At 45.3% G+C, this 12,736-nt stretch carries 15 protein-coding genes and 1 tRNA gene; 15 read left to right on the forward strand and 1 reads right to left on the reverse strand.

What is annotated here, in order from left to right; translation table 11 throughout:
• The 11 genes from ACTNEN_RS00650 to ACTNEN_RS00700 all read left to right on the forward strand — a co-directional run bounded on the left by ACTNEN_RS00650 (position 1) and on the right by ACTNEN_RS00700 (position 7,776).
• Positions 1–279, forward strand: coding sequence for a hypothetical protein (locus tag ACTNEN_RS00650; protein ID WP_441204136.1), 279 nt, complete (start codon positions 1–3; stop codon positions 277–279).
• On the forward strand, positions 276–560 hold the full coding sequence (locus ACTNEN_RS00655) for a hypothetical protein (protein ID WP_441204137.1): 285 nt from the start codon (positions 276–278) through the stop codon (positions 558–560). The genes ACTNEN_RS00650 and ACTNEN_RS00655 overlap by 4 nt, the downstream gene beginning before the upstream one ends.
• Positions 557–940, forward strand: coding sequence for a hypothetical protein (locus ACTNEN_RS00660; protein WP_441204138.1), 384 nt, complete (start codon positions 557–559; stop codon positions 938–940). The genes ACTNEN_RS00655 and ACTNEN_RS00660 overlap by 4 nt, the downstream gene beginning before the upstream one ends.
• Positions 921–1,343, forward strand: coding sequence for a GerW family sporulation protein (locus ACTNEN_RS00665; protein ID WP_441204139.1), 423 nt, complete (start codon positions 921–923; stop codon positions 1,341–1,343). The genes ACTNEN_RS00660 and ACTNEN_RS00665 overlap by 20 nt, the downstream gene beginning before the upstream one ends.
• A gap of 102 nt (positions 1,344–1,445) precedes the next feature.
• Positions 1,446–1,646 (forward strand): 50S ribosomal protein L28, encoded by a 201-nt coding sequence (gene rpmB, locus ACTNEN_RS00670; RefSeq protein ID WP_441204140.1) that lies wholly within the window; start codon positions 1,446–1,448, stop codon positions 1,644–1,646.
• 192 nt (positions 1,647–1,838) lie between these two features.
• Positions 1,839–2,198 (forward strand): Asp23/Gls24 family envelope stress response protein, encoded by a 360-nt coding sequence (locus tag ACTNEN_RS00675; RefSeq protein WP_441204141.1) that lies wholly within the window; start codon positions 1,839–1,841, stop codon positions 2,196–2,198.
• Positions 2,199–2,215: 17 nt separating this feature from the next.
• Positions 2,216–3,937: a DAK2 domain-containing protein gene (locus tag ACTNEN_RS00680; protein ID WP_441204142.1), complete on the forward strand. Its 1,722-nt coding sequence runs from the start codon at positions 2,216–2,218 to the stop codon at positions 3,935–3,937.
• Positions 3,938–3,997: 60 nt separating this feature from the next.
• Positions 3,998–6,058 (forward strand): ATP-dependent DNA helicase RecG, encoded by a 2,061-nt coding sequence (gene recG, locus ACTNEN_RS00685; RefSeq protein WP_441204143.1) that lies wholly within the window; start codon positions 3,998–4,000, stop codon positions 6,056–6,058.
• Between the two features lie 52 nt (positions 6,059–6,110).
• On the forward strand, positions 6,111–6,665 hold the full coding sequence (gene rsmD, locus ACTNEN_RS00690; RefSeq protein ID WP_441204144.1) for a 16S rRNA (guanine(966)-N(2))-methyltransferase RsmD: 555 nt from the start codon (positions 6,111–6,113) through the stop codon (positions 6,663–6,665).
• Between the two features lie 9 nt (positions 6,666–6,674).
• The gene (coaD, locus tag ACTNEN_RS00695; protein ID WP_441204145.1) at positions 6,675–7,160 is read left to right on the forward strand and encodes a pantetheine-phosphate adenylyltransferase; all 486 of its coding nucleotides are present in this window, start codon (positions 6,675–6,677) and stop codon (positions 7,158–7,160) included.
• 1 nt (position 7,161) lies between these two features.
• Positions 7,162–7,776, forward strand: coding sequence for an HrpE/YscL family type III secretion apparatus protein (locus tag ACTNEN_RS00700; RefSeq protein ID WP_441204146.1), 615 nt, complete (start codon positions 7,162–7,164; stop codon positions 7,774–7,776).
• A 247-nt stretch (positions 7,777–8,023) separates the two neighbouring features.
• Here the strand turns inward: ACTNEN_RS00700 and ACTNEN_RS00705 are convergent.
• Positions 8,024–8,097: transfer RNA gene (locus ACTNEN_RS00705), tRNA-Pro, on the reverse strand.
• A 280-nt stretch (positions 8,098–8,377) separates the two neighbouring features.
• Here ACTNEN_RS00705 and ACTNEN_RS00710 point away from each other — a divergent pair.
• Genes ACTNEN_RS00710 through ACTNEN_RS00725 form a run of 4 tightly spaced genes read left to right on the forward strand, consistent with a single transcriptional unit; the run spans position 8,378 to position 12,714 of the window.
• Positions 8,378–9,436 carry a deoxyguanosinetriphosphate triphosphohydrolase gene (locus ACTNEN_RS00710; RefSeq protein ID WP_441204147.1) on the forward strand — a complete coding sequence of 353 codons (1,059 nt, stop codon included), beginning with the start codon at positions 8,378–8,380 and terminating at the stop codon, positions 9,434–9,436.
• A gap of 19 nt (positions 9,437–9,455) precedes the next feature.
• A complete protein-coding gene (gene dnaG / locus ACTNEN_RS00715; protein WP_441204148.1) occupies positions 9,456–11,216 on the forward strand; it encodes a DNA primase in 1,761 nt (586 codons plus the stop codon).
• Positions 11,213–11,881, forward strand: coding sequence for a tRNA (adenine(22)-N(1))-methyltransferase (locus tag ACTNEN_RS00720; protein WP_441204149.1), 669 nt, complete (start codon positions 11,213–11,215; stop codon positions 11,879–11,881). The genes dnaG and ACTNEN_RS00720 overlap by 4 nt, the downstream gene beginning before the upstream one ends.
• Positions 11,878–12,714 carry a Nif3-like dinuclear metal center hexameric protein gene (locus tag ACTNEN_RS00725; RefSeq protein ID WP_441204150.1) on the forward strand — a complete coding sequence of 279 codons (837 nt, stop codon included), beginning with the start codon at positions 11,878–11,880 and terminating at the stop codon, positions 12,712–12,714. Before ACTNEN_RS00720 ends, ACTNEN_RS00725 begins: the two co-directional genes overlap by 4 nt.
• The last annotated feature ends 22 nt before the right edge of the window (positions 12,715–12,736 follow it).

The raw sequence follows: 12,736 nt of genomic DNA on the forward strand, positions 1-12,736 counted from the left end.
ATGATATTGGCTGATAATCTGTACTGGGGTAAGCATGCCAGTGAGCACAAGGCATATATCCTTAAAAATCTGAAAAACCGCACGCTGGAGCCTGCCACTTATGTAATTACGGAAGCCCAAGCGCCAAATCTTTATGAAATCTATAATTCCACGATGCTTCTGAATCCTTATCAGGATACATCTACGATGCGAGTCCTTGGCATCGGATATGGATATAAAGATACCCTGGAGTGCCTTAAGCTTATGATCCTGGATGGGATACGGAGAGAAAGCATATGATTATTACCATTTTAAAAATCATTGGTCTTGTGCTTCTTGTTTTACTGCTTTTACTCATTCTGCTCCTGCTCCTTGTTCTGCTGCTTCCGATCCGGTATAAGCTGGATGGCGATTTCCCTGCAAAGAAAACGGGCAGGCAGCCTTATGCAGAGTTTCATGCAGGTTGGCTTTGCAGCCTGCTTCAAGTCAACGGGAGACTTGATCACCGGGGATTAAGCTATAAAGTAATGGCTGCATGGAAAACCATTACTGAGGTTTTGCCGGAGGAAGATCCGCTATGACAGGACAGCAGCTTAAAGAGTTTGCTGCCTGGCTTAAGGATGAGGACAACCGTGAAGCAGTACGACTGATCATAACGGAACTTAAATATTTTCTAAAGCATGCACGTTTCCGCAAAATATCGGGTCATGTGAGATTTGGAATAGAGGATCCGTATACTATGGGCAGAGTGCTGAGTCTGATCAGTATATTTTATCCGGTATATGCAAGAGATCTTACCGTTGTGCCCCAATTTGATGAAACCTATATAGAAGGCGAGATTCACATCCGGGGGCACATTCGCCTGATCCATCTTGCACTGATTATATTTCGCATACTGAAGAACAAGCAGCTTCGTGCGTTGATTTTTGATGGAGGTACTGATGGCAGCAGAAAAAAATAATGTAAAAGAACTGATGGAGACACTGTTTCATGGTATGGACGGATTTGTCACCAGTAAAACCGTCGTCGGAGAGCCGGTAAAGCTGAATGATGCTACCTTGATCCCTTTGATGGAAGTGACGGTTGGCATGGGAGCCGGTGGTTTTGCACAGGATAAGGACAAAAAAGACGGTAATGGCGGAGCAGGCGCCATGAGCTCAAAAATTACGCCGACAGCGGTTCTGGTGCTTCAGCATGGCAATATCAAACTGGTTAACATAAAAAATCAGGATGCCGTAACAAAGCTCCTGGATCTGATCCCGGATGCTCTGGACAGAATCACCGGAGGAAACCGGATTTCTGCGGACGCAGAGGCAAAAGCCGAGAAAATGCTTGATCAAAATCCGGAAACGCAGGAATCTTAATTGTCATTATAAAAAAATACTTGCATTTCATTATATTATTTGCTATTCTATTTAAGTCGCTTATTTGGTATGTGACAATTACTGCAAGAGGGAGGTGCAACCATGGCAAAATGCGCAATTTGTGAGAAGGCAGTTCATTTCGGAAATAAAGTAAGTCATTCACATAGAAGATCCAACAAGATCTGGAAGGCTAACGTTAAGTCTGTCAGAGTAAAGGTTAATGGCGGTACAAAGAAGATGTATGTATGTACTTCCTGCTTAAGATCCGGAAAAGTTGAGCGTGCTATTGCAGGTAATGCTTAATTTATCTGTATCATGAGATGAATGTATTCAACGGGGGCACTGCGATATGAAAAATATCGTGGTGCCCTCTTTTGGTGAAAGAATATGCTTCCTTTGTCTCATATGAAAAAATGCACACAAGGGTCGCCTTATGATATAATCTACATGCAATATGAATGTCCATCGATACTATGAATCTTATGGAGGTAATATATGAAGGGAACGATTGCATCTAAAATGGGTGAAATCACGATCAACCCCGATGTCATTGCAACGTATGCAGGAACAACTGCTGTTGAGTGCTTTGGCATTGTCGGCATGGCCAAAATGTCCGTAAAAGACGGAGGCTTTGCAAGATTACTTAAGAGAGAAAGTCTTACCAAAGGTATCTCCGTGGAGATTGAGGACAATGCAATCAACCTTGATTTTCATGTAATCGTTGCATATGGCGTCAGCATTCAGGCAGTAGCTGACAATCTGATTGAAAACGTCAGATACAAGGTGGAAGAGTTTACCGGCATTGAGGTAAGAAATGTCAACATCTATGTAGAGGGCGTCAGAGTTATCGATTAACAAGGAGGATTTTACCTGTGGGTAAACAGATAAACGCAAACCAGCTCCATGATGCATTTCTCGCTGCAGCCAACAACCTGAATGCAAATAAAGAGTTCATCAATGAACTGAACGTATTTCCGGTTCCGGATGGAGATACGGGTACAAACATGACAATGACAATCATGTCTGCGGCAAAGGAAGTCGCTGCTATTACAGAGCCTACAATAGAAAATGTCGCAAAGGCAATGGCTTCCGGCTCTCTCCGGGGCGCAAGAGGTAATTCCGGTGTTATCCTTTCACAGCTGATCCGTGGCTTTACAAAGGAAATCCGCGAGAACCAGGATATAGATAATCTTGTCCTTGCCAGAGCGTTTTCCCGAGCTGTGGAGACTGCTTATAAAGCAGTTATGAAGCCGAAGGAAGGTACAATCCTCACTGTGGCAAAGGGAATGTCCGAACGCATTACAGAGCTCTCTGCCTCGGAAGAGGACGTTGTCGTTTTGCTGGATAAGGTCATCAGCTACGGTGAAGAAGTACTTGCCAAAACTCCGGAAATGCTCCCAGTCTTAAAAGAGGCAGGCGTTGTAGATTCCGGTGGTCAGGGACTCATTACCGTATTGAAGGGTGCCCTTGCAAGTCTTAAGGGAGAACGTGTCAGCCTGGATATTGCTTCTGAGCCGGCAGCCTCCACAGTAGGTGCTGCGCCTCAGGAGAGAAAGTCCAGAGGAGACATTTCCACGGCAGATATTAAATTCGGCTATTGTACGGAATTTATGGTCAATGGTGATCATGAGTTTTCTGATGATGAGGTTGACGGGCTGAGAGCTTGGCTGAGTGGTGTCGGCGACTCCATCGTATGCTTCTCAGATGGAAACATTATCAAGGTTCATGTACACACCAATCACCCGGGAAATGCATTTGAGAAGGGTTTATCCATGGGATATCTCTCCAGGATGAAGGTCGACAATATGCGGCTCGAGCATAACGAGGTTTTAATTCAGGACGCTTCTAAAATTGCAGCGGAGCAAGAGCATAAGAAGGAAAATGCGGAGCGCACAGAAGGTGAGCTGAAGGCCCCGGAAAAGCAGGAAACAGCGAAGGAGTATGGCTTTATTTCTGTATCTGCCGGAGATGGCCTGACGGAAATCTTTAAAGGAATCGGAGTGGATTATGTTATCGAAGGCGGACAAACGATGAATCCATCTACCGATGACATTTTACGTGCCGCGGAGCAGGTAAACGCAAAGCATATTTTTGTGCTGCCAAATAATAAAAATATCATTATGGCTGCAAACCAGGCAAGAGACCTGATGGAGGATCGGGAGATTATTGTGATTCCGACAAAGACCATTCCTCAGGGAATCAGTGCTATGATCTGCTTTAGTCCTGAACTCTCGGTAAAAGAAAACACCGAGTCCATGACAGAAGCATTGAGTACGGTACATTCTGCAGAGGTTACCTATGCTGTGAGAAATACTTCCATCGACGGACATGCGATTTCCGAGGGCGATATTATGGTCATTGGTGATGCAGGGCTTTTGTCTGTTGAAAAGAATATCGAGGATGCGGTGCTGGAAGCTGCCAAAGAGATGGTCGATGACGATTCGGAAATCTTAACACTTTATTATGGTAAGGATGTCAAGGAGGCAGATGCAGAAGTACTCGCTGATCATCTACGTGCAAAATTTAAGCATGTGGAAGTGGAGCTTCAGTATGGCGGACAGCCCATATACTATTATTTCCTCTCAGTGGAATAATTTCTGAAACATCATACTTAAGGGCCAGATCATCGGATCTGACCCTTTGTTTATATAGAGATGAAACTGACAGATTTAAAGGGAATTGGTCCCAAAACGGAACAGCGATTTCATGCACTGGGAATACATTCGCCTGAGGAGCTTGTGCATTATTATCCTAGAACGTATCTTACCTATCCTGCATTGGTCCACATTGCGGAGCTTAAGGAAGGCGAGACGCAGGCATTTACAGGTGCACTTGACCGAAATGCATCCATTGCGAATGTCAATGGTCTCAGGATGACCACGGTATACGCAAGAGATCTGAGCGGTAAGCTGCGGCTTACCTGGTTTAATGCACCCTACCTTAACAGTATGCTTAAAGCAGGCACTGTGTTTGTGTTTTACGGCAAGGTCAGCGCATGGAAAAACAGCCTCCGGATGAATCAGCCAAAAATTTATACTTTGGCAGAATATCAGAAAAAGATCGGGACACTGGAACCTGTTTATGGACAAACCAAAGGTCTGTCAAATCTGACAATTCAGAAGGCTGTACGACAGGCGCTCCAATCGATCGGGCAGATGGGTTCCGAAATGAAGCCGCTCGGGGAAGATTTTGTTCCTTTGGAAATACGGTATAACCGGAAGCTCATGGACCTGAGAGAGGCGCTGTTTAAAATTCACTTTCCGGAAAGCTTTACAGAGTACCAGGATGCACGGAGAAGATTTGCCTATGATGAGTTGTTTCTTTTTGCACTGGCCCTTGCTGAAAAAAAGAAAACAAGAGATCACGCTGCCTCCTCGTATATAATAGGAAGGCATGCAGAAGTAGATCAGTTTTTAAAGAATCTTCCATATGAGCTTACCAGGGGACAGCAAGAAGCCATCCGCACAATCCGGGAAGATCTGTCCGGCGGCTTTGTAATGAATCGGCTTTTGCAAGGAGATGTCGGTTCCGGAAAAACCATTGTAGCCATGACGGCTATGCTGGAAGCTGCCTTCAGCGGATACCAGTCTGCCTTGATGGCACCGACCGAGCTCTTAGCTGTGCAGCATTTTGAAGCACTTAGTAAAATCATTAAGGAAAATCATTTTGACTTTCATGTAGTGTTAGTCACCGGTGCTCTGAGCGTAAAGCAAAAGCAGGAAGCTTATCGGAAAATCCGGAATCATGAGGTCGATTTTATTATCGGAACTCATGCACTGTTTCAGGAAAAAATAGAATTCCATGAGCTTGCTCTGGTTATTACAGATGAGCAGCACCGGTTCGGGGTTCATCAGCGGAAGGAACTATCAGATAAAGGAAGTCAGCCCCATGTACTAGCAATGTCTGCTACTCCGATTCCAAGAACGCTGGCGATGCTTCTGTATGCTGATATGCAGGTTTCTCTGATACGGGAGCGTCCTGCCAATCGTCTGCCAATTAAAAATGCGGTGGTTCATGCAGAGGATCGCAAAAAAGCATACAAGTTTCTCTATGATGAGATCCGGAAGGGTCGGCAGGCGTATGTGATCTGCCCCATGGTGGAGGCAAACGATATGCTGGAGCTGGAAAACGTTACAGATTACACAAGTACGCTTTGCCGGATTTTTCCGGGAGATATACGAATCGGGCTTTTACATGGCAAAATGAAGCCGGCGGAAAAGGATGAAATCATGCATCGCTTTTTACAGCATGAGGTGGACATCCTTGTCTCTACAACGGTAGTGGAGGTTGGCGTGGACGTTCCAAATGCGACAGTTATGATGGTTGAAAACGCGGAACGCTTTGGACTTGCACAGCTGCACCAGCTACGTGGAAGAGTCGGCAGATCGGGCTATCAGAGCTACTGCATTTTTGTAGATACGCAAAATTCCAAGGCTTCCAAAGAAAGACTGTCCATCCTGGCAGGATCCAATGATGGATTTTATATCGCAGAGCAGGATCTTAAACTAAGAGGACCGGGAGATATTTTTGGCATACGGCAATCCGGAGCGCTGAATTTCAGTATTGCCGATGTTTATGAAGATAAAGACGTATTAAAACAGGCATCGGAAGACGCTATGTATGTATTAAAAAGTGATCCGGAACTAAAAGCAGCGGAGCATGTACTTCTTGGAAAACGTCTTTCCGAATACCTGGAACAGAGTTATACTCTATGATGCAGAAGAACACCGATTCCAACAAATACACTTCCTTAAGAAAGGATACGATATGAGAGTAATTGCAGGAACTCGCAGGAGACTCCAGCTTAAAACCATTGATTCTATGGATACCAGACCTACGACGGATCGGATCAAGGAAACATTGTTTAATATGATTCAATTTGACATTCCGGGAATAGATTTTCTGGACCTTTTTGCAGGCTCCGGTGGTATAGGTATTGAAGCATTGTCAAGAGGTGCGAGACGTGCGGTCTTTGTAGACAGTAATCCTAAGGCATGTGCCTGCATCCGTGATAACCTGGAGCATACAAGGCTTACCGATGTTTCAGAGGTTATCCAAAGTGATTTCATGTCTGCACTCAGCAGGCTTAAAAACCGGGAGTATCACTTTGGCATTGTCTTTATGGATCCGCCATACAACAATGGTATGGAACGAAAGGCATTAAGGCTGATACATGATCTGGACTGTGTGGACACGGAAACCTTATTTATCATAGAGGCGGATATGAATGACGATATGTCTGATCTTCCAGAGCTGGGATATACGATTACAAGAGAAAAGCTGTATAAAACCAATAAGCATGTTTTTCTCAGAAAAAAATAAGAGGATAGAATGAAAATTGCTGTGTATCCGGGATCATTTGACCCGATTACGTTAGGACATCTGGATATTATTGAGAGGTCTGCCAAGATGGTGGATCGACTGATCGTGGGCGTGCTGGTAAATCAGGCAAAAACTCCATTGTTTTCTATGGAGGATCGTGTTAAAATGATTCAGGATTTGACAAAAGATTATGGTAACGTCGAGGTACGGGCATTTAAAGGTCTTCTGGTGGATTTTGCACATGAGTGCAAGGCTACCATTATTGTCCGGGGTCTTCGGGCTGTTACGGATTTTGAGTATGAACTTCAGCTGGCACAGACCAATAAGGTGATTGCACCTGACGTTGATACTATTTTTCTTACTACAAATCTCAAATATTCCTATCTCAGCTCCAGTACAGTTAAGGAAATCGCAAGCTATCATGGCGATATTACGCCGTTTGTTCCGGAAGAGATAGTTGAAAAAATAAAAGAACAATATAAGGTGGATCATTGAGATGAGCAGAATTGAGCAGTTAATCGGAGAAATTGAGGAGTATATTGACAGCTGTAAATATCAGCCGTTATCCAATACAAAAATTCTTGTAAATAAAGAGGAGATGGAGGAGCTTCTGGTAGAACTCAGACTCCGTGTTCCGGATGAAATCAAAAAATACCAGAAGATTATTTCTCAGCAGGATGCAATTCTTGCCGATGCCAAAAATCAGGCGGAAAGTATGATCGCTGATGCCAAAGCTCAGACAGAGGAAATGGTATCGGAAAATGAAATAATGCAGCAGGCATACAATAAGGCAAATGAGCTGGTTCAACAGGCGCAGTCGCAGGCAGATACCATCGTAAACAATGCGGTTACGGATGCCAACAACATTCGCAGCAATGCGATTAAATATACCGATGATATGCTTGCTTCACTGGAAACGATTATCAGTCGTTCCATGGAAGATGAGAGAAGCAAGTTTGAAGCTATGCAAAACTCACTCCAGAACACCTATAATATTGTCACCACCAACCGTCAGGAGCTGAGCACTGCTCTGCAGCCTGCAGCGAATGCTGCTCCGCAGGATGCCCAGGACCAGGGTAATGGTCTTAATGTTCCACTGGGAAATCAGTAATGCAACGGGTAAAATCCGGAGAGATCAGAGTCGGATTAAAAAACTACCTTGCAGCATGTAAAATTACGTTAAGTCAATAGCTTCCATATGCACCCTGTTCTGCTGATGTGCGCCTGTTTAAGGCTTGGTACATCTTACAGACGGGGCGTTTTTTAATAGACCTTTTTATAGACATCAGAGCAAAGTCGCGATGTATAGATAATAAAAAAGATTCTGCAAAAGAAATTTTACAGAATCTTGAAAGAAATCGATGCGACTGGATTCGAACCAGCGGCCTCTGCGTCCCGAACGCAGCGCTCTACCAAACTGAGCCACGCATCGTTTAAATTATTTGTTGTCCGTTTGTTCTCCCGAACAACATGTTAAATGATACTAAATATCTTTAGACTTGTCAAATACATTTTGCAATTTCACTTATCTTTTTTTGCCCCTTTTTGTTCTTTTTTTAATCAGCCTGTTGCTGCGTAATTGCATCGCGAAATTATATTTGAAATTATATTTGAAATTATATTTGAAATTACATTTCAAAAAAGAACAAAATTTTGTGGATTGCCGGGGATATGCTATAATATATAGAAAACAGATTGGAAAGAGGGATCGAATGAAGTGTATCAGAGAACAGCTGGAGGAGCTGGAGAGAAATACGTTATCAAAATATGCATCATTGTCCTCGGAATCTGCGGGGAGAGACCGGTTTGAGCCGGAGGATGATATCCGCCCGGTTTATGAGCGGGACAGAGACAGAATCCTGCACTGTAAGTCATTCCGGAGATTAAAGCATAAGACACAGGTTTTTATTGCTCCGGAGGGAGATCATTACCGCACAAGGCTGACCCATACACTGGAGGTGAGCCAGATTGCCAGAACCTTTGCCAAGGCGCTCCGCCTCAATGAGGACCTGACGGAAGCAATCGCACTTGGACATGACCTTGGACATACCCCCTTCGGGCACAGTGGAGAACGTGTGCTTAATGAGCTGTGTCTGGAAGGCTTCTCACATGTACAGCAGAGCGTACGAGTGGTTGAGGTACTGGAAAAGGGCGGTCAGGGACTAAACTTAACAAAAGAGGTCCGGGATGGAATCCTGAACCACAGGACATCCGGTACGCCGCATACACTGGAGGGACAGGCGGTAAGATTTGCCGATAAAATTGCCTATATCAACCATGACATTGATGACGCGATCCGCGCCGGGCTTTTTGCCGAGTCGGATTTACCAAGGCGGTATACGGATGTGCTGGGGCACAGTGTCAAGGAGAGACTCAATACGATGATCCGTGCGGTGATTTTTGACTCTGTAGATCAGCCAATGCTCAAAATGGAGCCTGAAATTGAGCAGACCATGAAAGGTCTCCGTCAGTGGATGTTTGAAAATGTATATATCAGCGGAGAAGCCAAAACTGAGGAATGGAAGGTGAACTCCATGATCCGCCTTTTGTTTGACTTTTATATGAAGCATCCGGATGAAATGACAGATGAGTATACTTCGATGCTGGAGCGGAACCTGTCTAATATATCAATAACAGATCCTGATAAAGAGCATAAGGAAGAGATCGCGCGGCAGCGCTCAGTCTGCGACTATATTGCAGGCATGACAGATGATTACTGCACAAATAAATTTATGGAATACTTTGTCCCAAAAGGCTGGAAAAAGTACTGATACAGTGAGGTGAACCATTTTGTATTATTCCGATGAGGTTGTTGAGGAAGTAAGATCCAGAGCCAATATTGTCGATGTGATCGGGAACTATGTGGCTCTTAAAAAAAAGGGAGCCAATTATTTCGGGCTCTGTCCTTTCCATGGAGAAAAAACACCTTCCTTTTCTGTTTCGCCGGGGAAACAGATGTTTTACTGCTTCGGCTGTGGCAAAGGCGGGGATGTCGTAAAATTTCTTATGGATTACGAAAACATCACCTTCCCGGAAGCAGTGGAAAAGCTTGCGGAGCAGGAGGGTTATCAGCTTCCGACACAGCAGTACGCAGATCCCAAGGCAAAAAAGGATCGGGATATCCGCGGCAGACTGATGGAGATCAACAAGCTCGCGGCCATGTTTTATTATGCCAGTCTGAGATCCGCCCGCGGTGAGATCGGCATGAATTATTTTAAAAAGCGCGAGCTCAACGATTCCACCATTGTACACTGGGGACTTGGGTATGCGGATCAGACAAAGGACAGTCTGTATCAGTATCTAAAATCCAAAGGCTTTGATGACGCGATTCTCAGGGAGTCCGGTTTGATTACATATTCGGAGAAGGGGATCTATGATAAGTTTTTTAACAGAGTGATGTTTCCAATCATGGATTATAACAACAGAGTGATCGGATTTGGCGGTCGCGTTATGGGACAGGGGGAACCCAAGTACCTGAACTCTCCGGAAACCAAGCTGTTTGATAAATCGAGGAATCTTTTTGGACTGAATTTTGCCCGGAAGACCCGCCTTAAATTTATGATCCTCTGTGAGGGCTATATGGATGTCATCAGTATGCATCAGGCGGGCTTTACCAACGCGGTCGCGTCCCTTGGAACAGCTCTTACGGACGGACAGGCAAGACTCCTGAAGCGATATGTGTCAGAGGTGCTATTGACATATGATTCGGACGGGGCGGGTGTAAAGGCTGCAAAACGGGCGATCCCGATCCTCCGGAATGTCGGCATAGAAACCAAAGTCATCAATATGAAGCCGCATAAGGATCCGGATGAGTTTATCAAGGCTTTGGGAAAGGAAAAATTTCAGGAGCGTATCGACCAGGCACGTAACTCATTTTTATGGGAAGTGGATGTGCTGAAGCAGGGGTATGATCTTAAGGATCCTGCCGGACAGACAGCCTATGTCAATGCAGTTGGAGAGATGCTTGCGGAAAGATTTACAGAAAAGCTGGAACGGGACAATTACATTAAAGCAGTAGCAAGAGAACAGATGATTGACGCGGACGGTCTCCGGCGGCTTGTGTATGAAAAGGACAGTCAGAAAAACAGTCTGTATGGTAAGAAAACGTATACACAGACAAACTTCACGGAGCGTAAACCTAAAAAGCCGGTGGAATCTGCTATACAGAAGTCGGAACGCCAGCTGATCACATGGCTCTCGGACAAGCCGGAACTCATTCAGCTTGTACAGAAATATATACATGAGGAAGACATTTCCGATGAAACCTATCGGACCGTGCTTGGCATGGTATACGCCCAGATGCCTCCCACAAAAATTATGGATCATTTCCGTGAGGACAGTGATACCTATAATAAGGTGGCTGCTATGTTTAATGGAAACCTCCTCTCTCATGAGACGGATGAGTTTGAGTTCCGGCGGGGACTGGAGGATGTGATCAGAAACATTCGCATGTCTGCACTCAATGAAAAAATCAACCAGGAAACCGATGGCAAAAAACTGACAGAGCTTTTCCGGCAGCAGACCGAACTGGAAAACCTGCATTTATCATGATGAATTTACCCTACAGATTAAAAAGGATTGTGGCGCATGTTCCGGAGGATAGCCGGAAGGCAGCGGATATCGGATGCGACCATGCGTATGTCGCGATCGAGCTGATTCACCAGCATAAGGTTGAAAAGGTCCTCGCATGTGATGTGCGGGAGGGTCCTCTGAGAGCTGCAGAGCGAAACATCCGGGCTGCCGGCGTGAGTGACCAGGTGGAAACCCGCCTGGGGGATGGGCTTCATCCGGTCCGAAGTGGTGAGGTGGATACCGTGATTATTGCAGGGATCGGCGGAGAGCTTATGATCCGGATCCTGGATGGGCGTCTCGGAGATTTTAAACGATTCATCCTGTCACCGCAGTCCGAGCTTAGTAAGGTGCGCAGGTTTCTTACCGACAACGGGATGGAGATCTCGGACGAGGAGATGCTTACGGATGAAGGCAAATACTACGTAATTATGTCGTGTACTGCCGGAAACAAGACTTCGGTCCGCGGGCATGCGCAATATGAATATACTTATGGCTGGAAGCTGCTTGAGAAAAAAAGCCCGGTACTTCGTGCGTATCTTTTAAAAGAACAGGAACGTTATCTTGGAATCCTAAAAAAAACACAGGATCCGGTAGTCCTTCGTGACTATATGGATCTTACAAAAGCCTTGGAGGTTTATAAATGAGTATCACAGTAAATGATATTATCAACAAACTGGATGCGCTGGCGCCCAGAGCTGCTGCCTGCGAATGGGACAACCCCGGCTTGCTCGTGGGCCGCTCAGATCAGGAGGTATCCAAAGTGTATGTTGCACTGGACGCAAGTTTGGATGTAGTGAATGCTGCCATTGAGGAAGGCTGTGATCTGGTTGTTACACATCATCCCATTATTTTCCATGCGATTAAATCCATCAATGATGAAACCGGACTTGGAATCAAGCTGCTGGACCTGATCCGTAATGATGTGGCGGTGTACTCCATGCACACAAATTTTGACAGCTGTCCGGGCGGTATGGGAGATCTGGTCTGCGGGAGGCTTGGTCTCAAAAAGCTTGCACCGATGGAATATACCAAAGCTCCAATGACTCCCAATGATGGAAATGCAGCTCCTGAAAAAGCATTGGCAGAGGAAGCACCCTACGGAATCGGTTTTATCGCAGAGCTTCCGCACAGCATGACAGCAGAAGAATTGAGCCTTCTCGTCAAGGAAAAATTTCAGCTTCCATTTGTACAGTATTACGATGCCGGATCCATCATCCGGAAAATTGCATGCTGTCCCGGCTCCGGCAGAGGTGAGCTTAAAACCGTGCTCGGGCATCACGTAGACGCCTTTCTTACCGGTGATATGGGACATCATGAGGGACTTGACTATACGGAGGAGGGCATTTCTCTGATTGATGCCGGACACTATGGGCTTGAGCATGTATTTACTGAGTATATTGCAGATTTTATAAAGGGGAGCTTTCCGGAAGCGGAAGTACTTACGGCGCCGCTCCATTTCCCTGCAGCACTCGTTTGAGATACTGAAATTCGAGGTATTG

It is taken from the genome of Oribacterium sp. HCP28S3_H8, from assembly GCF_052064775.1.
Taxonomy (GTDB): domain Bacteria; phylum Bacillota; class Clostridia; order Lachnospirales; family Lachnospiraceae; genus Oribacterium.